Origin of the sequence: Enterobacter cloacae complex sp. IR5458, from assembly GCF_049238025.1 — a bacterium.
Taxonomy (GTDB): Bacteria; Pseudomonadota; Gammaproteobacteria; order Enterobacterales; family Enterobacteriaceae; genus Enterobacter; species Enterobacter kobei.
Map to the genome: position 1 here is coordinate 13,610 of NZ_JBMKIF010000029.1, position 20,348 is coordinate 33,957.

16 protein-coding genes and 2 pseudogenes are annotated in these 20,348 nt (G+C 59.2%); 7 read left to right on the forward strand and 11 right to left on the reverse strand.

Translation table 11 applies throughout. From position 1 onward, the window contains the following. The first annotated feature begins 94 nt into the window (after positions 1-94). The 3 genes from fepD to fepC are packed head-to-tail and all read left to right on the forward strand — an operon-like array spanning position 95 to position 2,879. Entirely contained in the window at positions 95-1,099 is a 1,005-nt protein-coding gene (gene fepD / locus ACOTYN_RS20125) for a Fe(3+)-siderophore ABC transporter permease (protein WP_023332355.1), read from the forward strand. Continuing rightward, positions 1,096-2,088: an iron-enterobactin ABC transporter permease gene (fepG, locus tag ACOTYN_RS20130; RefSeq protein WP_047027592.1), complete on the forward strand. Its 993-nt coding sequence runs from the start codon at positions 1,096-1,098 to the stop codon at positions 2,086-2,088. The genes fepD and fepG overlap by 4 nt, the downstream gene beginning before the upstream one ends. Continuing rightward, complete coding sequence (gene fepC / locus ACOTYN_RS20135) at positions 2,085-2,879, forward strand: iron-enterobactin ABC transporter ATP-binding protein (protein ID WP_047027593.1); 795 nt, start codon at positions 2,085-2,087, stop codon at positions 2,877-2,879. Before fepG ends, fepC begins: the two co-directional genes overlap by 4 nt. An 82-nt stretch (positions 2,880-2,961) precedes the next feature. Here the strand turns inward: fepC and entF are convergent, their stop codons facing one another. From entF to fes, 3 genes are read right to left on the reverse strand one after another with little or no spacing between them, the layout of a single operon-like run. Continuing rightward, entirely contained in the window at positions 2,962-6,819 is a 3,858-nt protein-coding gene (entF, locus tag ACOTYN_RS20140; RefSeq protein ID WP_332958732.1) for an enterobactin non-ribosomal peptide synthetase EntF, read from the reverse strand. Further along, entirely contained in the window at positions 6,816-7,028 is a 213-nt protein-coding gene (locus tag ACOTYN_RS20145) for an MbtH family protein (RefSeq protein WP_047344421.1), read from the reverse strand. Before ACOTYN_RS20145 ends, entF begins: the two co-directional genes overlap by 4 nt. A gap of 10 nt (positions 7,029-7,038) precedes the next feature. Then, on the reverse strand, positions 7,039-8,235 hold the full coding sequence (gene fes, locus ACOTYN_RS20150) for an enterochelin esterase (RefSeq protein WP_332958736.1): 1,197 nt from the start codon (positions 8,233-8,235) through the stop codon (positions 7,039-7,041). A gap of 145 nt (positions 8,236-8,380) precedes the next feature. Between fes and ACOTYN_RS20155 the strand changes: the two genes are divergently transcribed. After that, complete coding sequence (locus ACOTYN_RS20155) at positions 8,381-10,621, forward strand: TonB-dependent siderophore receptor (protein ID WP_332958738.1); 2,241 nt, start codon at positions 8,381-8,383, stop codon at positions 10,619-10,621. 59 nt (positions 10,622-10,680) lie between these two features. Further along, a complete protein-coding gene (gene entD, locus ACOTYN_RS20160; protein ID WP_071922501.1) occupies positions 10,681-11,355 on the forward strand; it encodes an enterobactin synthase subunit EntD in 675 nt (224 codons plus the stop codon). Here the strand turns inward: entD and ACOTYN_RS20165 are convergent. Genes ACOTYN_RS20165 through ACOTYN_RS20180 form a run of 4 tightly spaced genes read right to left on the reverse strand, consistent with a single transcriptional unit; the run spans position 11,309 to position 14,719 of the window. After that, positions 11,309-12,148, reverse strand: a complete 840-nt coding sequence (locus ACOTYN_RS20165; protein ID WP_071922502.1) for a metal ABC transporter permease — start codon at positions 12,146-12,148, stop codon at positions 11,309-11,311. The genes entD and ACOTYN_RS20165 overlap by 47 nt on opposite strands. After that, positions 12,145-13,002, reverse strand: a complete 858-nt coding sequence (gene sitC, locus ACOTYN_RS20170; RefSeq protein WP_071922503.1) for an iron/manganese ABC transporter permease subunit SitC — start codon at positions 13,000-13,002, stop codon at positions 12,145-12,147. Before sitC ends, ACOTYN_RS20165 begins: the two co-directional genes overlap by 4 nt. Further along, positions 12,999-13,805: an iron/manganese ABC transporter ATP-binding protein SitB gene (gene sitB / locus ACOTYN_RS20175; RefSeq protein ID WP_047626527.1), complete on the reverse strand. Its 807-nt coding sequence runs from the start codon at positions 13,803-13,805 to the stop codon at positions 12,999-13,001. The genes sitC and sitB overlap by 4 nt, the downstream gene beginning before the upstream one ends. A 2-nt stretch (positions 13,806-13,807) precedes the next feature. Beyond that, complete coding sequence (locus ACOTYN_RS20180; RefSeq protein WP_047626528.1) at positions 13,808-14,719, reverse strand: metal ABC transporter substrate-binding protein; 912 nt, start codon at positions 14,717-14,719, stop codon at positions 13,808-13,810. A 156-nt stretch (positions 14,720-14,875) separates the two neighbouring features. Between ACOTYN_RS20180 and ACOTYN_RS20185 the strand changes: the two are divergent. Next, positions 14,876-15,005: pseudogene (locus tag ACOTYN_RS20185) on the forward strand (putative oxygenase MesX); the annotation flags it as partial. Positions 15,006-15,023: 18 nt separating this feature from the next. Beyond that, positions 15,024-15,342 (forward strand): annotated as a pseudogene (locus ACOTYN_RS20190) (methionine synthase); the annotation flags it as partial. A gap of 105 nt (positions 15,343-15,447) precedes the next feature. Here the strand turns inward: ACOTYN_RS20190 and ACOTYN_RS20195 are convergent. The 4 genes from ACOTYN_RS20195 to ACOTYN_RS20210 all read right to left on the reverse strand — a co-directional run bounded on the left by ACOTYN_RS20195 (position 15,448) and on the right by ACOTYN_RS20210 (position 20,333). Continuing rightward, on the reverse strand, positions 15,448-16,428 hold the full coding sequence (locus tag ACOTYN_RS20195; protein WP_023332344.1) for a fimbrial protein: 981 nt from the start codon (positions 16,426-16,428) through the stop codon (positions 15,448-15,450). Positions 16,429-16,504: 76 nt separating this feature from the next. Next, positions 16,505-18,868 carry a fimbria/pilus outer membrane usher protein gene (locus tag ACOTYN_RS20200; protein ID WP_332958748.1) on the reverse strand — a complete coding sequence of 788 codons (2,364 nt, stop codon included), beginning with the start codon at positions 18,866-18,868 and terminating at the stop codon, positions 16,505-16,507. A gap of 172 nt (positions 18,869-19,040) precedes the next feature. Next, a complete protein-coding gene (locus ACOTYN_RS20205; protein ID WP_023332342.1) occupies positions 19,041-19,718 on the reverse strand; it encodes a fimbrial biogenesis chaperone in 678 nt (225 codons plus the stop codon). Positions 19,719-19,778: 60 nt separating this feature from the next. Further along, positions 19,779-20,333, reverse strand: a complete 555-nt coding sequence (locus ACOTYN_RS20210) for a fimbrial protein (protein WP_045281639.1) — start codon at positions 20,331-20,333, stop codon at positions 19,779-19,781. Positions 20,334-20,348: the final 15 nt, after the last annotated feature.

The following is a 20,348-nucleotide window of genomic DNA, read 5'->3' on the forward strand; positions in this document are numbered from 1 at the left end:
TCTATTTCTACCCATTCCATGGGCGCACATGCTAACATAGCCAAATAAGATAGATAACGATAATCACTATCATTATCAAATCATGGATGTTGCTATGTCGTTTTCCTCTTCTGCGGTGCGCGCCATTGCCGTGCCCGTATTATTGCTGCTGTTGATCCTTGCGATTGCGCTCAGTCTGCTGGTTGGCGCGAAGTCCCTGCCCGCATCCGTTATTGTCGATGCGCTCTCCGGAAGCTGCCAGAGCGCCGACTGCGTTATCGTGCTAGACGCTCGTCTGCCCCGAACCCTCGCCGGACTGCTGGCCGGTGGTGCCCTCGGTCTTGCCGGGGCCCTGATGCAAACCCTCACCCGTAACCCGCTGGCGGACCCCGGCATTCTCGGCGTGAACTCTGGCGCCAGCTTTGCCATCGTGCTCGGCGCGTCGCTGTTCGGATTGACGTCACCTTCTGAGCAACTGGTGATGGCCTTTTGCGGCGCGCTGGCCGCCTCGCTGGTGGTCGCGTTTACCGGCAGCCAGGGCGGCGGACAGCTAAGCCCGGTACGCCTGACGCTGGCTGGCGTAGCGCTCGCAGCGGTGCTGGAAGGCTTATCCAACGGCATCGCCCTGCTCAACCCTGACGTCTACGACCAGCTGCGCTTCTGGCAGGCCGGCTCGCTGGATATCCGTACTCTCGACACGCTGAAAGTGGTTGCGCTCCCGGTCATTATCGCCGCCGCCGTGGCGCTGTTGTTAAGCCGGGCGCTCAACAGCCTCAGTCTTGGCAGCGACACCGCGACCTCACTCGGCAACCGCGTGGCGCGCACGCAGCTGGTTGGCCTGCTCGCCATCACCGTCCTGTGCGGCTGCGCGACCGCCGTGGTCGGCCCGATTGCCTTTATCGGCCTGATGATGCCGCACATGGCGCGCTGGCTGGTGGGGGCCGATCACCGCTGGTCATTGCCGGTCACCTTGCTTGCCACCCCGGCCCTGCTGCTGTTTGCAGATGTGCTCGGGCGTCTACTGGTGCCAGGCGAACTGCGGGTTTCGGTGGTCAGCGCCTTTATCGGCGCGCCGGTGCTGATCGTCCTGGTACGACGCAGACGCGGAGGTGGCGCATGAGGGTTCTGTCCCGTCGTTTAATAACCAGCGTATCTCTGCTGGTTATCGCCACGGTTATGCTGGCGGTCTGGAGCCTGCAAAGCGGTGCGGTCACGCTCGATTTCGTGCAGGTCTTCCACGCCCTCACGGGCAGCGCCCCGCGCAATATCACCCTGGTGGTCACCGAATGGCGACTGCCGCGGGTGGCGATGGCGATTCTGGTGGGCGCAGCGCTCGGGGTCAGCGGCGCGATTTTCCAGTCGCTGATGCGCAACCCGCTCGGCAGCCCGGACGTAATGGGCCTGAATACCGGAGCCTGGAGTGGCGTACTGGTGGCGATGGTGCTGTTCGGCCAGCACCTGACAGCCATCACCTTTACGGCGATGGCGGGCGGTATTCTGACGTCGCTGGTTATCTGGCTCCTTGCCTGGCGCAACGGCATCGATACCTTCCGCCTGATCATCATCGGTATTGGCGTGCGCGCCATGCTGATGGCCTTTAACACCTGGCTGTTACTGCAGGCCACGCTGGACACCGCGATCTCCGCCGGGCTGTGGTATGCCGGTTCACTCAACGGCCTGACGTGGGGCAAAACCTGGCCCGCCGCGCCGTTGATTTTGCTGATGTTTATCGGCGCGCTGCTGCTGGTGCGCCGCATGCGGCTGCTGGAGATGGGCGACGACAGCGCCTGCGCGCTGGGCGTGAGCGTTGAGCGCTCGCGCCTGATGCTGATGCTGGTGGCCGTAATTCTGACCGCCGCCTCCACCGCCATCGCCGGGCCGATATCTTTTATTGCGCTTGTCGCCCCGCACATCGCCCGGCGTCTTAGCGGCACCGCGCGCTGGGGATTAACCCAGGCGGCGCTGTGCGGATCGCTGTTACTGCTGGCCGCCGATCTCTGCGCCCAGCGGCTGTTTATGCCTTATCAACTGCCGGTGGGCGTGGTAACCGTCAGCCTCGGCGGGATTTACCTCATCGTCTTGCTCGTTCAGGAGTCACGCAAGAAATGACAGACACAACAACCCGCTTGCGCGGCGAAAACCTTACCCTTGGCTACGGCAAAAAAATCATTGCCCGTGATTTAACCGTCGCTATTCCGGACGGCCACTTCACGGCGATTATCGGCCCGAACGGCTGCGGCAAATCAACCTTGCTGCGCACGCTGAGCCGCCTGATGACCCCGGTTCAGGGCAGCGTGTTTCTGGACGGAGAGCAGATCCAGCGCTTCGCCAGCAAAGAGGTGGCCAGGCGCATCGGGCTGCTGGCGCAAAACGCCACCACGCCGGGGGACATCACGGTGCAGGAACTGGTCTCGCGCGGGCGCTATCCGCACCAGCCGCTGTTTACCCGCTGGCGTAAAGAGGACGATGAAGCGGTAAACCGCGCGATGCAGGCGACGGGGATTACCGCTCTCGCCCAACAAAGCGTCGATACCCTTTCCGGGGGCCAGCGCCAGCGCGCGTGGATTGCGATGGTGTTAGCGCAGGAAACCTCCATTATGCTGCTGGACGAGCCAACAACGTGGCTGGATATCAGCCATCAAATTGACCTGCTGGAGCTGCTGAGCGAGCTGAACCGCACCCAAGGGTATACGCTGGCGGCGGTGCTCCATGATTTGAACCAGGCGTGCCGCTACGCGACGCATCTGATTGCCTTGCGCGACGGTGAGATTGTGGCGCAGGGCGCGCCGAAGGAGATTGTGACGCCGGATCTGATCGCGCAGATCTACGGTATGCGCTGCATGATTATTGACGATCCGGTGGCGGGGACGCCGCTGGTGGTTCCATTGGGTCGGCGGTAACTGCCGGGTGGCGGCTACGCCTTACCCGGCCTACATTCAGCTCCCGTAGGCCCGGTAAGCACAGCGCCACCGGGCATTTGCACTATCCCAACATTTCCCTCAACACCGGCCCAATCTTCTCAAACGCCTGCGGCGAAATGATATCCACGTGGGCGCAATCCTGGCTATGCACCTCAAGCTCCGCCACCCACGGTGCCCAGGCGACCTGCGGATCCATCGTGCGCGTGCGCTCGGCGACAAACAGCGTCGCTTTGCCGTCAAACCGCGCGCTGTGCGCCGTGGTGAGCAGGCGCACCGCATCGGCGTAGTTGCCCTCGATGGCGCCAAACAGTTCACTGCTGCCCTGCCCCTGCTGCGCAGCGATAAACGCCTGCCGCTCGCGCTCAATTTCCGCCAGCACTGCCGGGTCGAGGCCGTTGGCCTCTTTCTCCGCCCAGTTCTGGGTTTCCGGTGGCCAGGTATCCAGCAGGCCAAGGAACGCCACCTCTTCACCCTGCGCGCGCAAACGAGCGGCAATCCCCTGCGCCAGCGTGCCGCCGAGGGAATAGCCGAACAAATAATACGGCCCCTGCGGCTGCTGCTTACGCAGCGTATTCAGGTGATGATCAATCACCCCATCCAGATCCGCACACTGCTGCATCGGCCCTTCCGGTCGGGGAGACTGAATGCCGGTGATAGACCAGCGCGGGCTGAGGTGGCGCGCCAGCACGCTGAACTGCCAGGCAAAACCGGACGCCGGATGGAAGCAGAACAGCGTCGGGCCATGGCTTTCACGCAGCGGCAGAACGGCTTCATGCCCCAGACGCTGCGCCTGCTCGTCGTTCATTTTTAAGTCCAGCAGCGCACTGAGCTTGCTCACCGTCGAGGCGACCATAATCTGCCCCGGCGTGATCTTGCGGGCGAACGTGCGGCTGAGCTGCGCCGCCAGCCGCATCGCCAGCAGCGAGTGGCCGCCGAGGGCAAAGAAGTCGGCTTCGATATCGTTCACCTCGCAACCCAGCAGCGCGGCAAACGCCTGCGCCACGCCGATTTCGGTGTCCGTTTCCGGCGCGCGTCCGGTGGTTTTGCTGGTCAACTCCGGCAGCGGCAGCGCCTTGCGGTCGAGTTTGCCGTTCGCGCTGAGCGGCAGCGCGCTGAGTTGCAGCAGCACCACCGGCACCATATGCGGCGGAAGCTGCGCCTTAAGCGATTCCAGCAGCGCATCGCGATCCAGCGGTAAACCGGATTCGGAGACAACGTATCCCACCAGCTGGCGGGCATCACCCCCCGTTGCCGCCGCCTGGTTGAACACGCAGGCATGCGCCACGGCCTGCGCCACGTCCGGCAGCGACAGCATCGCCCGGTCGATTTCGCCCAGCTCAATACGCTGGCCGCGAATTTTTAGCTGATCATCGCTGCGGCCCAGATATTCTACCGCCCCGTTATCCAGCCAGCGGGCGACGTCACCGGTGCGATACATCCGCTCGCCCGGCGCGAACGGGTCGGCGATAAAGCGGCTGGCGGTGAGATCCGGACGCCCCAGATATCCCTGCGCCAGCTGAATGCCGGTGAGATACAGATCCCCCGCCACGCCGAACGGCACCGGGCGCATCATTGCATCCAGAATGCGCAGCCCCGTGTTCCACACCGGGAAACCAATCGGCACGCTATTGCCTTCAACGGCCGCCAGCTCAGGGCCAAACGCCGGATACCAGCTCACGTCCACTGCCGCTTCGGTCGGGCCGTAGAGGTTGTGCAGCGGCGCACGGGTGAGCTGTTGCCACTCGCGGCACAGCCCGGTCGGCAGCGCTTCGCCGCTGCAGAACACCTGCTTAAGCGTCCTGCAGCAGTCGACGTTTTCCGGCGTCAGCGAGGCGACAAACGCCGCCAGCATCGACGGCACAAAGTGGGTCGTCGTGACGCCATACCGGGCGAAGAAGCTCTGCATCGCCTGCGGGTCCCGGTGCGCGTCCGGCTCGGCCATCACCAGCTTCGCCCCGGCGATAAACGGCCACCAGAACTCCCAGACCGAGACGTCAAAGCTGCACGGCGTTTTCTGCGCCACCACGTCATTCGCTGTCAGCGGGTAGTGGTTCTGCATCCACTTCAGGCGGTTAACGATGGCGGTATGCCCAACCATCACCCCTTTCGGACGCCCGGTTGAACCCGAGGTAAAAATGATGTACGCCGTCTGCTCCGGTTTCGCCACGCGCAGAGGCTCAGTACCCGCAGCAGGCAAAAGCATGTTGTAACTAAACGTAGCTATGGGCAGTTCGCTAAAGCGCGGAAGCTGCTCATCGGTGGTAATCAGCAGGGACGGCTTTGCGTCCTCCAGCATCATCCGCAGGCGGTCGTCCGGGTAACCGGTGTCCAGCGGTAACCACGCGGCGCCGGCTTCCACAATGCCGTGCAGGGCCAGCGTCAGGAATACCGAACGCGGGAGGGCCACCGCCACGCTGTCGCCCGGCTTCACGCCGCGCTCGCGCAGCAGGTTTGCCAGCGCGACCACCTGCTCGCGCATCTGGCGGTAGTTCAGCTCGATGTGCGCATCCGCCAGCGCGGGGGCGTCCGGCATCCTGCTCGCCTGTTCCGCCACCAGCTCCGCGAGCGTGGTGGAGGGTAGCGCCAGCCCGGTGTCATTGATGCGCGCAAGCTGCGCGTACTCTTGCTCTGACACGGTTTCCACTTCCCCACAGCGCAGGTCCGGGTTAGCGGCAAACTGCACCAGCATCGCGTTCAGGCGCGCGACGTGGCCCTTCAGCGTTGTTTCATCGTAACGCTGTTTGCTGGCGAGAATTTCAATGCTTAATCCGCCCCGCTCGTCCGGGAACAAGGCCAGCTCGAGATCGTTCACCGGTCCGGTCGCCAGCGTGTGGGTGATGGCCTCTACGCCGTCGAGTTCCAGTTGATAATCGAACACCTTAACGTTCAGCACCGGGCCAAACAGGGCTTCATCACCCGCCGCCTTACCGCTGTCGCGGAGAATTTGCTCCGCGTCGTAGCGCTGATGGCGGCGCATTTTTTTCAGCTGGCTCGCCAGACGCAGCGCCAGCCCAGGCAGGCTCTCCTGCGGATCGATATTCACCGCCAGCGGCAGGACGTTGAGCACCGGTCCGGTTGCGGTCAGCGCGACGGAGCCCATGCGGCGCATAAAGATAAACCCGGCGGCGTAGTCCAGACGCCCGGTCAGGCGGCCCAGCCACAGCGTGACCAGCGCAAGCGCCAGATCGGTACGCTGAGCCTGCCCTGCAGCCTGCGCAAGCTGGCTAAACGCGCTGCTGTCGGCGACGATTTTCAGGCGCAGGATGTCAGTTGTCGCGGCGCGCCCCGGCAGCGGCGCGGAAGAAAGAGAGACCGGAGGAGGAAGCTGTCTGCGCTGCGCTGCCCAGAAGTCACCGTCGCGTGCATACGCCTCGCTTTCACGATAGCGCTGATACTCTTCCACCACCTCAGCGAAGGGTGAAAAAGGAGATGGCGACGTGGGGTCGCCCTTTTTCCATGCGGCATAAATGGCGGCAATCTGGCGGGTAATCGCCGGGAAACTGAAGCCATCTACCACTAAGTGATGATAACGCTGATACCAGTACCAGCGTTCTTCCCCCACCTGAATCAGCAGATGAAACGCCAGCGGTTGACCGCTGTCGACGCGCAGGTTCTGGTTGAGATCGGCTTCCATCAGCACCACGGCGGCATCATGAGAGTCCACGCGAACGATGGACGGTTCCGGCAGCATGACGGTTTCATCCACCCACTGCCACACCTCACCGTTATCTTCGGCAAAACGCATCCGCAGGGTATCGGCCTGCATCATGCCTTCAGCAATGGCTTTTGCCAGCAACGGCGCGTCGATATCGCCCTTTAGCTCAGTGTAGTGCGCCACGCTCCAGGCATTTGGCAGCGCGGACAACTGCTCCGCCATCCAGATACCCGGCTGGGCGGCGACAAGCGGAAGACGGCTCATGCGTTTTCCCCCGCAAAATACGACGGCTCAAGCGTCTGCCAGTGTTCCGCCAGCCACTGCTGGCACACGTCCTGAGACTGCGCTTCGCATACCACGCGCCAGCCCGCGGGCAATTCGCACTGCTGCGGCCACAGGCTGTACTGCCCCTGGTCGTTTTGCAAAATGACAAACTGTCCCTGCGGATTATCGAAAGGATTGCTGAATTCCATACAGACTCCGTTATTGAATAAGCGGCTGCCAGAGGGTCATCAGCCCCTGCGTCAGCCCACCGCGCCAGCAAAGCGCGTCGTGTCCGCCGTCAACCTGACGCCAGTAAATCTGCTGCGCGTGCAATTCGGCGTAAATCGCCTGATTCACGCGGAAGATAAGCGGTTCGTTGCGCCCGGCCTCAAGGACGATGCGCAGTCCGCGTGCGGTTTTTTCACCCGCTTTAAGCTGCCCGATGAGTAGCCCCTCCTGCTGTGCGCCGCGGTGCGGCCACCAGTAGGAACCGGACTGACTGAGCACGCAGCCAAAGCGCTGCGGCCAGTTGAGGCCCGCATAAAGGGAGGAAAGCCCGCCGAAGCTCTGACCCGCCGCCACGGTACGGTCGGCGCGGTCGCTGAAGGGGGCAATGCATTGTATGTGTGGGAGAAGTTCTTCCTGCACCGCCAGCCAGAAATCGGGGTTGCAGGGCAGCTCGCGGCTGCGGTGTGCGGTATCAATCACATCAATTAAGACATAGACCGCCGGGGGCAGTTTGCCTTCACGGGTAAGCGCGGCCAGCGCGGGCCAGACGGGCATGCTTTCGGCCCAGAACTGGCCATCAAGCAGCACCGCCAGCGGGCGCTCGGGGTTTTCCTCCCCGGTGGTAAAAATCCAGACTCGGCGGCGGTTTTTCAGGCGTGCGCTTTCCCAATCAATGCAGACCGGCGCGTGGTGGGGCGTATCAGGACGATCCCAGCCTGGCTGAACGGGTGCGCCCGGCATTTCCAGCGCCGAAACGGCATGACCGCGACCACCGCGCCAGCTCTGCGGGTTAAGCGGGTCGGAAACCGCGTGCGGCAGCAATTTACCCCAGCCTTCGCGCAGCGCCATACGGTCCGGACTCTCGCCTTCAAACACCGCGTCGGCAAAATCGTTTTCATTCACGGAAGGGATAAAACAGTAGCTCCCCCGCCACGCGGGACTGAACTCTCCCTCCCACTGCCAGACGTCGGTATCCGGGATGCGTTTGAGGGACTGCGGGCGGGCATTTTGATGGTGATCGGTCACGCCGGTGATATTGAGCCAGACGTGTTTAATCGGTGACGAAGTCTGCGTTCCGTTCGTATCGCGCCACCAGAACGTGACGCGAAATTTACCGTTTTCAGGTTTCAAGTCAGGCCCGCTTTTCGACTGCCACCACGCTTCACTGCCCGTTGTTAACGCCGTCACCCTTATAACCTCATGTTTAACAGTCTTTTTTGTTTCAGGACAAATTTTATTGATAATATTATTGATAACTATTTGCATTTGCAATAGCGTAATGCCCGCGCTGTGGGAAGCGCGTTCATGAATAACCATAAAAGCGGGACGTACAATGAATAAGAAGATTCACTCTCTGGCCTTGCTGGTCAATTTAGGGATTTATGGCGTCGCGCTGCCCGCCATGGCAGACGACAACGCCGCCTCCGCGCAGCACGAAGACACGATGGTGATCACCGCCGCCGAGCAAAATTTGCAGGCGCCGGGCGTATCGACCATCACCGCCGATGAGATCCGTAAAAACCCGCCCGCGCGCGACGTGTCGGAAATCATCCGCACCATGCCGGGCGTGAACCTCACCGGTAACTCCACCAGTGGCCAGCGCGGGAATAACCGTCAGATTGATATCCGCGGCATGGGCCCGGAAAACACCCTGATCCTGATCGACGGTAAACCGGTTACCAGCCGTAACTCCATCCGTCTGGGCTGGCGCGGCGAGCGTGATACGCGGGGCGATACCGGCTGGGTACCGCCGGAGATGATCGAGCGCATCGAAGTGATCCGTGGTCCAGCGGCCGCCCGCTACGGCAACGGCGCGGCAGGTGGCGTGGTCAACATCATCACCAAAAAATTCGACGACCAGTGGCACGGCTCCTGGAACACCTACCTGAATGCGCCGGAACATAAAGATGAAGGTTCCACTAAGCGCACCAACTTCAGCCTGAGCGGCCCGCTGGGCGGCGATTTCAGCTTCCGCATGTTCGGTAACCTGGACAAAACCCAGGCCGACGCGTGGGACATCAACCAGGGCCATCAGTCTGACCGTACCGGCGCCTACGCCAACACCCTGCCCGCAGGTCGTGAAGGTGTAGAGAACAAAGACATCAACGGCGTCGTGCGCTGGGACTTCGCCCCCATGCAGTCCCTGGAGTTTGAAGCAGGCTATAGCCGCCAGAACAACCTTTATGCGGGCGACACGCAGAACACCAATAACGACAACGCGCTGGTGAAGAAAAACTACGGCAAAGAGACCAACCGTATTTATCGCCAGAACTTCGCGGTGACCTGGAACGGCGGCTGGGATAACGGCATTACCACCAGCAACTGGGCGCAGTACGAACACACCCGCAACTCCCGTCTGGGCGAAGGGCTGGCTGGCGGGACGGAAGGTCTGTTTAACAGCGATAAATTCACCGACACCGATCTGGCCGACATGATGCTGCACAGCGAAATCAATCTGCCGATTGATTTCCTCGTTAACCAGAATCTGACCCTGGGCACCGAGTGGAACCAGCAGCGCATGAAGGATTCGACCTCCTTCACGCAAACCCAGCAGGGCGGCACCATTCCGGGCATGAGCAACGACCGTAGTCCGTACACCTCGGCGGAGATTTTCTCCCTGTTTGCGGAGAACAACATGGAGCTGACCGACAGCACCATGCTGACCCCTGCCCTGCGCTTCGATCACCACACCATCGTCGGCAATAACTGGAGCCCGTCACTTAACCTGTCGCAAGGTCTGGGAGATGACTTCACGCTGAAGATGGGTATTGCGCGGGCTTACAAAGCGCCAAGCCTGTATCAGACCAACCCGAACTATCTGCTCTACAGTAAAGGCCAGGGTTGCTACGCAAGCGGCGACGGCGTCGGCTGCTACATGATGGGCAACGACGATCTGAAAGCCGAAACCAGCATCAACAAAGAGATCGGTCTGGAGTGGAAACGCGACGGCTGGCTGGCGGGCGTGACCTGGTTCCGCAACGACTACCGCGACAAGATTGAAGCGGGCTATGCGCCAATTGGCCACACCTCTTCCGGTAAGGTGCAGACGGATATTTACCAGTGGGAAAACGTCCCGAAAGCGGTGGTTGAAGGGCTGGAAGGCTCCCTGAACGTGCCGGTCAGCGACACGATCAACTGGACCAATAACATCACTTACATGCTGCAGAGTAAGAACAAGGAGACCGGCGACCGTCTGTCGATCATTCCGGAGTACACGCTAAACTCGACCCTGAGCTGGCAGGTGCATCAGGATGTGTCGCTGCAGTCGACCTTCACCTGGTACGGCAAGCAGCAGCCGAAGAAGTACAACTACAAGGGTGAACCGGTGAGCGGGTCTGAGAAAGACGAAGTTAGCCCGTACAGCATCGTTGGCCTGAGCGCGACCTGGGACGTGACCAAAAACGTCAGCCTGACCGGCGGCGTGGATAACGTCTTCGACAAGCGCCAGTGGCGTGCGGGTAATGCCCAAACCACGGGGAATGCCACCACCGGCGCGTATATGTACGGTGCGGGAGCGTATACGTATAATGAGCCGGGTCGCACGTGGTATATGAGTGTGAATACGCATTTTTAAGGCACTGAAGTAAACCTTCCCTCTCCCCTCCGGGGAGAGGGTCAGGGTGAGGGGAAACCATGCACGCAACCCACAGCACGTTCATTCTCGCCGACCGCACCGTTCACCGGGTCACCTTCGACCCCACCACTTTTACCGACGCCGATCTCCTCTGGCTTCCCCATCACGCAGAGCTTTCAAACGCCGGACGCAAACGCAAAGCCGAGCATCTTGCCGGGCGCATCGCCGCCGCGCACGCCTTACCGGGAAACACCGTACCCGGCATCGGCCCCAGCGGGGAACCGCGCTGGCCACAGGGTGTTTCCGGCAGCATCACCCACAGCGGCACGCAGGCGATGGCTGTCGTTACGCACGACCACCCTGCGCTTATCGGCATTGATTGCGAAACGATCCTCCCCGAAAACGAAGCACGGGAAATCAAAGACGGCATTATTGATGCGCAGGAAGAGAGCGTCCTTTCCCGCTCGGGTTACCCGTTCGCCCTCGCCCTGACGCTGGTGTTTAGCGCCAAAGAGAGCCTGTTCAAAGCCCTCTTTCCGCAGGTGCAGGCCTGGATGGGTTTTGACAGCGCCCGCGTCACGCAGCTCGTCGATAAGACGCTTACGCTGGCATTGACCTGCCAGCGCGCGGGCTATCCCGAAGGCACCGCCTTTACCGTTCACTGGCAACAGCACGGCGAACAGGCGATCACCCTGCTGTCACACTCTCCTGTCGACGGGCCTTCACGCTGGTGACCACAAACGTCACGATAAACACGACCGCGAACAGCACGACGATGGTCGGGGCAGGCGCGCTGTCGAGATAAAATGACGCATAGACGCCGCTTACGGACACGAGCGCGGAAACGGCTACCGCCACCAGCAGCGCCATGTGGAAGCGCCGGGTGATCAGCACCGCCACCGCGCCGGGCGCAATAAGCAACGAAATCGACAGAATAATCCCCACCGCTTTCAGCGTCGCCACGATGGTCAGCGAAACCATGCACAGTAATCCATAGTGCAGCCAGCGAGTGCGCAACCCGCTCGCCTGCGCCTGCTGATAATCAAAGCAGAACAGCAAAAAGTCCCGCCACTTCAGGCCAATCACCAGCGCAATCAGTCCCGCCACAATCCCGCTTTGCAGAATGTCCATCCCGTTAATACCCAGCATATCGCCGAACAGAATATGGTCGAGATGCACCTCGGGTTTGACGGCGATGTAGAGGATCAACCCGGCACCGAACATGCCGGAAAAGACGATCCCCATAACCGTATCCTGCTTGATGTGGCTATTGTCTTTCAGGTATCCGGTGGCGACCGCGCAGAACAGACCGGCAATGAATGCGCCCAGCGCCAGCGGCAGCCCCATCATCCAGGCCAGCACGACGCCGGGAAACACCGCATGGCTCATGGCGTCGCCCATCAGCGCCCAGCCCTTGAGCACCAGAAAAACCGACAGCAGCGCGCAGGGCACGGCGACCAGCAGTGAAATCAGCAGCGCGTTGTTCATAAACGCAAACTGGAAGGGTTCAAGGAGCAGCGCGATCATGGGTGGACCTCCTGCGCCTGACGCGCCCGGCGGCGGCTGGCGAGCAGCCCGTGCTTCGGCGCAAAGACTAACGCCAGCAGGAACAGCAGCGTCTGGGCGACCACGATAATGCCGCCGGTCGCGCCGTCGAGATAATAGCTCGCCCACGCGCCGAGGAAGCTGGTAATGCTACCCATGGCAACGGCAATCATCAGCAGTCGCGGGAAGCGATCGGTCAGCAGCCACGCGGTCGCGCCGGGCGTGACCACCAGACAGATCACCAGAAATGCGCCGACGGTTTGCAGCGCAGCCACGGTGGAAACCGCCAGCAGGGTAAAGAAAAGGATCTTCAGACGTTCAGGACGCAGACCGATGGCGCGGGCGTGGTTCTCATCAAAAAAGGTCACCATCAAATCTTTCCATTTGAACAGCAGAACAAGCATCGACACCACGCCGATAATCGCCAGCTGGACGATGTCTTCCGGGGCAATGGCGAGGATATTCCCGAGGACGATAGTCTGAATATTCACCGAGGTCGGGTTGAGTGAGACCATAAACAGTCCGAGGCCGAAAAAGGAGGAGAAGATCAGCCCGATGATGGCGTCCTCTTTCAGGCGGCTGCGCTGGTTGAGAAACAGCATGCTGCCCGCCGCCAGCCCGCCCGACAGGAACGCCCCCAGCGAAAACGGCAGCCCGAGCATGTAGGCTCCCGCCACGCCCGGTACGATGGAGTGCGAGAGCGCATCGCCAATCAGCGACCAGCCTTTTAGCATCAGATAGCACGAGAGAAACGCGCACAGCCCGCCCACCATCGCCGAAACCCACATCGCGTTCAGCATGTACTCGTAGCCGAAGGGTTCCAGAAGTACGCTCATTTTACCTCCTGACGGTGCGTCACGAAGGGGCGTTCATCGTCGGTAATAATGCGATCTTCAGAGCCGCTGAGCACCACGTGGCGCAGCACGCCGCTGAAGGCGCGCTCCAGATTTTCGGCGGTAAAGGTGGTTTCCGTCGGGCCGCTTGCCAGCACGGTACCTTTGACCATGACCGTGTAATCGCAAAACTCGGAGACGGAGCCTAAATTGTGGGTCGATACCAGCATGGTTTTGCCCTCATCGCGCAGTTCCCGCAGCAGGATGATAATTCTGGCTTCAGTTTTAACGTCCACGCCGGTAAACGGCTCGTCGAGCAGGATCACCTCGCCCTGCTGGGCAATCGCCCGCGCCAGAAACACGCGTTTCTTTTGCCCGCCGGAGAGCTCGCCAATCTGCCGATGGCGCAGCTCAAGCATATCCACCCGTTTCAGAGCGTCGGTGACGATCTGCCGATCCAGCGCTTTTGGCCGACGCAAAAAACCCATATGTCCGTAGCGGCCCATCATCACCACGTCTTCCACCAGCACCGGGAACGACCAGTCAACCTCTTCCGACTGCGGCACGTAGGCGACCAGGTTCTGACGGAGCGCCCGGTGAGGCGGTAATCCCAGAATAGTGATCGTGCCGCTTGCCGCCCGTACAAAGCCCATCACCGCCTTAAACAGCGTAGATTTGCCGGAACCGTTCACGCCGACCAGTGCGGCAATCGAACCGCCCGGCACGCTGAACGAGGCATCACGCAATGCGGTATGACCGTTACGGTAGGTCACGGTCAAATCGGTTACGACAATCCCCTTCTGCATGGTTACTCCTTCATGCCGTCACGGATGCCCTGCACCAGCGTGCGGGTCGTGACGTTCAACAGATCGATATAGGTCGGCACCGGGCCGTTTTCTGCGCTCAGGGAGTCGACATACAGCACGCCGCCGTAATGGGTATCGGTTTCCCGTGCCACCTGGCGCGCGGGTTTATCGGAGACGGTACTTTCGCTGAACACCGCCGGAATGCGATGTTTTTTCACCAGATCGATAACCTTGCGCACCTGCTGAGGCGTGCCCTGCTGATCGGCGTTGATCGGCCACAGGTAAAGCTCTTTCAGGCCCAGATCCCGCGCCAGATAGGAGAACGCCCCTTCACTGGTGACCATCCAGCGTTTATCTTCCGGGATCTCCGCAACCTGCTTACGCAGCGGTTCGAGGGTAGCGGTGATCTTCTGCTTATAGGCTTCAGCGTTGCGCTGATAGGTCTGCGCATTCGCCGGGTCGTACTTCACCAACGCGTCACGAATGTTATCGACGTAAATCAGGGCGTTATCCGGAGACATCCACGCGTGCGGGTTGGGTTTGCCGTTATACGGCCCTTCCCCGATCCCCATCGGCGTAATGCCTTTGGTGACAATCACTTCCGGCACGCCGTTCAGATGCTGATAAAACCGCTGGAACCACAGCTCAAGGTTCATGCCGTTGGCCAGGATCAGCTGCGCCTTCTGGGCGCGCTTGATGTCGCCGGGCGTCGGCTGATACTCATGGATTTCAGCGCCCGGTTTGGTGATGGAAGTGACTTCTGCGGCGTCCCCCGCCACGTTTTTCGCCATATCAGCGATAACGGTAAAGGTCGTGATGACCTGGAATTTTTCAGCCGCCTGCGCGCCCGTGGTGGCCGCGGTCAGTAGCAGCGAGCTGAACAACAGACGCTTCAATCCTTGCAGTAGGTACATCGCAGAACTCTCCTGAAGTGGTTAAAAATATACCGAAATTAGCCTTAGCTATATTGTATAGCACAGGCTATAATCAAATGAAAATAGTTATCATTATTGATTTTGGCGCGACGGGTGACGCTGCGCGAAACTTGTGCCGCCGCCCCGCCCTTTACGATGACAAAACCTTTTGTCTTCACCTTAAAAAGCATTCGTTTCGATGAGACTATAACCCCTTCAAAAAACGCGTATTACCACCAACTTTGCGAATTTAGCGCGCGGAGAAAGCCGTCAGCAAAACCTGCGTTAGGCGCTGAATACCAGCAGGACGCGCCAGCACTTCGCCCCCCCCTTTATTGAACACCTGAACGGCGTGGATTTTGAGAAGCGCGAAGTGGTGAAAATCCGCAATCGCTATGACGCGAGCGTGCCGGCGGTGGTAGGTGCGCTATCGCGCCTGAAGCCGGTCTTCGTTGAAGATGCGAAAGGCTGGCCTGGGAGTTTGCCCGCATCCTTAACCAGGAGGCGAAAGAGCTTGAGGCGGCGGGCGTGGACATTATCCAGTTCGACGAACCGCGTTTAACGTCTTCTTTGACGAGGTGAGCGACTGGAACGCGCGGCAAGCTGGCCACGCTGAGCGCGGGGGCAGAAATTGTGCGCAGGGAGCTGCTGGGGAAATAAGCACAACGTTCAGACAGGGGTAAAGGGGGCCAGATGGCCCCCTTTCGCTTATCGCCGCGAATAATGTGCTAGCGGTAGGTCAGGGTGAAGGACGCCGTGGCGCTCACCGAGCCTGACCGCGCATTCGCTGAAGTCATGTAATACGCGGCCTTGAAGGGAATATTCACCACCTCCCCCGGCGAGGTGGTCGTGCCGTATTTAATTAACTTGCCGAACTGTACCGGCGCATCATTATATTTCAGCTGAATGCCCAGGCCTTTTGCCGTCGAGCTACTGTTTAACCCCAGGACGCCGTTGGCAGCATCGGCAAGCGGGCTGACGTTATCCAGCGTTACATTCACCGCGGTCTGTTCACCACAAATAAGCGGGATGGAAAACGTTACCGGATTCTGGGTGCTGCCCACGCCGTTAAACTTCGGCAACAGCGCAATCCCCATATTGATATTCAAATTTTTATCCTGAATCTGACAGGATGCAGTGCTGATGTTCATCGGCGAAAAGATATATTTATAAAGCGGCAGGCGTTTAATATTATTACTGACCGGCGTGCTGTATTCCATATTTAGCGTCAGCGCCGGTATTGAGCCCGTCGCGGGGGTAGTGCTGGTTTTAATCAGCTCGAAGGTATCCGTGAACGTTGATACACCATTCTGGAGGATCCCTCGCCTCCAGCTCGCATTATTGAGATTCATCCGGGTGACAAACTCGCTGCTTTGCGTGGTGCTGGAAAAGTTCTTCCAGCGGATGCCGATGCCCGGAACCTCCGTCGCCCGCACGTTGGCCAGCGGCGAGGCGCCATAATCCGCATTCGTCCCCGAGAGCTGAATAAACCACGAGCCATCATATCCAATTTGCTGGCCCTCAGGATCGCACGTCATGGGGTTAACGGTGGTTATCGTCGCTAAAACCGTTCCAACGGGCGCATCCCGCTGAACGACAATATTCCGATCTACGTTCACCGCGACGTCGTTTGCAGAACACAGCGCAAAAGCATTCAGAGATATAGCGCTTCCCACTGCAGCCGTCGCGATTTTCATTACGGTAGACATCATATGTTCCTTCATTTAGGTGAGGCTTAGGCCTTCTCTCGCCAAAGTCATCATGCGCATCGAGGCCATGAGAAATTTAACGGCATGCCGCGGTGGTACGCTGAATTTTCCCCGGTAAGGCGTTCAAGGTTATTTTGGCGCGGCAGGTTTTCGCCCCCCACCTTACAGTGATAGTGTCCCCATCATTCAGGCCGCTCATATAAACCTCGCCATCGCTTCCCACAATGCTCATCGTGTCGCTTTCGTTAAGCTTTACCATTGCGCCAAAGGGCACCGGCGAGTTTTGATACAGGAGCGTTATCAAGGCCCTGTACCCCGTTCGCGCGTTGAATGTGGCGCGCACCACGGCACCGCGCGTCGGCACAACGTTGACCACGGATTCGGCCACATCCACGTCCGGTCCCAGCGAGCCGGTGTCTATCGCAATCCGGTTTTCCTGGTAGGCGCTGGCATAGGGCACCACCGCGTAGCCGCGCCAGTCCGTTCTAACGCCGGGGTTGTTGCGTACCCTTACGCCGGGCGCGCCCTGCGCCTCCAGCAGCACAACGGTATCTCCCAGCGGCTGCGAGAAGGTCACGCCGTGTTCATGACCCACGATCCCCCCCTGCAGGCCGAAGTTCAGCTGGCTATTCTGTCGGCTATGGTTGTAACCCGCGCTCACGGTGCCGTAGCCGCCCTTATAGGTTCCACTCACGGCGCTTCTCGACTCCCCGCCCGACGAGGTATAGCCCTGCTGGACCAGGTAGCTCAGGTTGTTATCGGCAAGCGCGGTGCCGCTCAGCCCCACCTGATGCGTTTCAGGACCGTTCTTTTGCATATTCACGCTGTAGCTGGCCCAGCTTTGCGGTAGCCATTTGCTCAGCGGCACCTGCAGGCTAAAGGCCAGAATCTGGTCCTTACGGTTTTTGCCCGGCGTTTCACTGTAGGTGTAGCCGAGCGAGTAGTTGATGTCGCTGATACTGGTGTTAAAGCCGGTGCTGACGTTGCGCTCATAGCCTCGCTTGCTCCAGTAGTCCTGCTGATAGGCCGAAATATAAAAGTTTCCCCAGCTCTGCAGCGACTGGCTGAGGTTGAGCTGCAGTCGGCTTCGCTTGTTGTAGCGCTGGCTGCTAAATTCATTCACTTCCTGGAAGGTATAAAACCCTTCCGTAGAGTAGCGATAGCTGGCGAGCGTCACGGTGGTAGCGGTCGTGGCCACCGTTTTCGAATACTGCACGCGATAGGACTGCCCGCGGCTGCGGCGTTTTTTCTCATCATCAAGCTGGCTGTCGGCAACAGTAACGTCAGCCGACAGCGAGCCAATGTCGCCAAAGCTGAGACCCGTACCGAGCACGCCAGACGCATAGTTGCTCGCCCCCAAAACGCCACCGTACAGCGTGAGATGATTGGAGAGGCCATAGGCCAGCGTGCCCAGCCCAAATGAGGGGGTTTCCGCGCCATGCTTCGTTGTTCGATACTCCCCTGCGCTCAGCGCATACTTCACGCGGCCTTCCCGCAGCATGACGGGAACCGCAGAGAATGGCTGCACGAAATGCTGGACGCTGCCGTCGGCTTCGGTGACGACAATGTCCAGATCGCCGCTCGCCGAGGTAGGATAGAGATCGCGAATTTCAAAGCTGCCGGGCGCCACGTAAGTTTGATAAACCGTGTAGCCGTTTTGCTTCACGGTGACCGTGGCGTTGGTGCGGGCGATCCCTCGAATGACAGGAGCGAAGCCGCGCATGCTCTCCGGCAGCATGGTGTCATCAGAAAAAATCTGCGCACCGCGAAACATCACGCTGTCAAACACGTCGCCCGGGGTACTGGTTTCCCCCACCTGGAACTGCCCCCTCAAAAACTGGACGTCGCGGCTCAGGGTCGTATTCAGCGACGAAAACGACTGTTTCCCGTTGTTCTTGGTCACGGTGCTGTAGTTGCGCAGGCGCCACGGCCCCGCGTTAATACCGCTTTGCAGGTTGGTATAAAGCTGATCCTGCGTCTCACCGTCCCGGCACCAGCTGCGCGACCCGTTGATGCTGTAATTGACCAGCAGCGCAGAAATGCCCTGGTTCCAGAGCGACGGATCAACGGTGCCGCGCGCGCGCGCGTTGAGCGCCGATTGCGGGATAGAGATGTCCAGCCTCTGCCTGTCAAAATCCAGCCGGGCGGTAGCGTCCGGTATGAATGCGCCGGGGTCGGTAATAATCGTCTCGACCGGCAGCATGGCTAATTCAGGAAATGCTTTAACCCTGACGCCGAGCGACTCAAGCTCTCTGCGGTTAAGTTCCGGCGCCAGCCCGATGCCGTTTACAGGAACAAAAGAGATATTTTCCGTTCGGATATAATTTTCATTAAGCCAAATTTCTACCCTGTAGGTGCCGGGTAACTGCTCTCCGCGCTCGAAGCGGCCCAGATCGATGCCCTGGGAAGTCGAGTGTATTTTTTCAAGCGCATCAGCCATAAAATAGAGTTCGCCCGCGCCCGCGGGAAAAACGCCCGAAATAAAAAGCGCTATCGTCGAGAGTCGACTTACGCGGTGAGGCCACGAGCCAGAGAAAAAACCATATCGGGAATAAGAAACAATATTCACTTTGCTTACCTGCGCGAGTGACATAGCGTGTTGTTAATATTTTTTATTTCAGCATCTGGCGCTTTTCTGTCGTTACGCCACCAAAATCATTTATGGCTTTCCACGCCACCTGCTTTCCACTGCCGGCGACCGTTACGGAACTCAAGGGGGAAATCATTGGCGGCGGCGCGATCGTTTTATTGCCAACCGTTAATGAATAAAGAGAAACGTAGAACGGCGTCGGATTATTAATCACCAGGCGTTCGCCGCGCGGTTCAAACGTCAATCGCGTCCATGCCTCACCCGCATTTTCCGACGCCAGAGCCGCAGGCCGGTAGAAAAGCTTCATGCGCGTCTTAACGGCAATAAGCAGCCTGTTCTCATCTGACCGGGTCATTGAGGGAATTGATTTTACGTTAAGCCAAAATACAGACTCTCGGTTTTCAGGCAGCGACGTCTCGCCGGTATAAATGACCCGCAGCGTATTTTCATGACCACCGTCGAGGCGGAACAGCGGTGGCGTGACGATAAAAGGAACCTGCTCCTTCGAGTTTTCGCTTAATTCAATCCATGACTGAATTAAATAGGGGACAGCATCCTTACTGTTACTCACAGGGAGTGAGGCTTCGTTTTCAGCTCCATTATAAATTAAGCGCGTTCCGCCAACGGTTATGCTGGCCTGGCCCGGCAGGGAGAGTAGGCAAGTGCCTAATAATACAATCGTTCGAATAAGTTGACTCATCATACTTCCCCGATATTCCAGCAGGAAAAAATGGGGCGTACCCTGGGTACGCCCGGCTTATTACTGATAGGTAATGGTAAAATCTGACGTTGCGTTTGCCGTACCCGCAACTACGGCAGCCTGCGTTGCCTTATATTTCGCCACGAAGGTCATTTTGTTGCTGTTAGCAGGATCTTCGCCTGTGCTGGTGTCAAGCGTGATGCTCTTAGACTGGGTCGCCAGCGGGATTGCGGTGATGCCATCTTCTTCATAGAACGCCACACCGACGCCTTTAGCCGTTTGACCGCTGTTCAGCGCAAGAATATTGGTGTCGCTGCTGTCCGCCGTGCCGTCAAACTTAACGGAGGCAGAGGTGACGGCCGCAGGGCAGTTATTCAACACAATGCTAAAGCGGGTTGCGGCAGCAACGGCCCCGGCCGCGTTGAACGAGCTCTTTGGAATTTTACCAAGGTTAACGGTCTGGTTCGCCGTATTGGTATCAATCGTACAGGCAGAATCCAGAATGGTGCCTGTAAAGTTGATCTGTCCATCGGCTGCACTGGCGGCAAAGGTTATTCCAGAAACGGCTGCTGCCATAACCATATTTCGAATGACACTGTTTAACTTCATTTGCATAGCTATATATCCTTA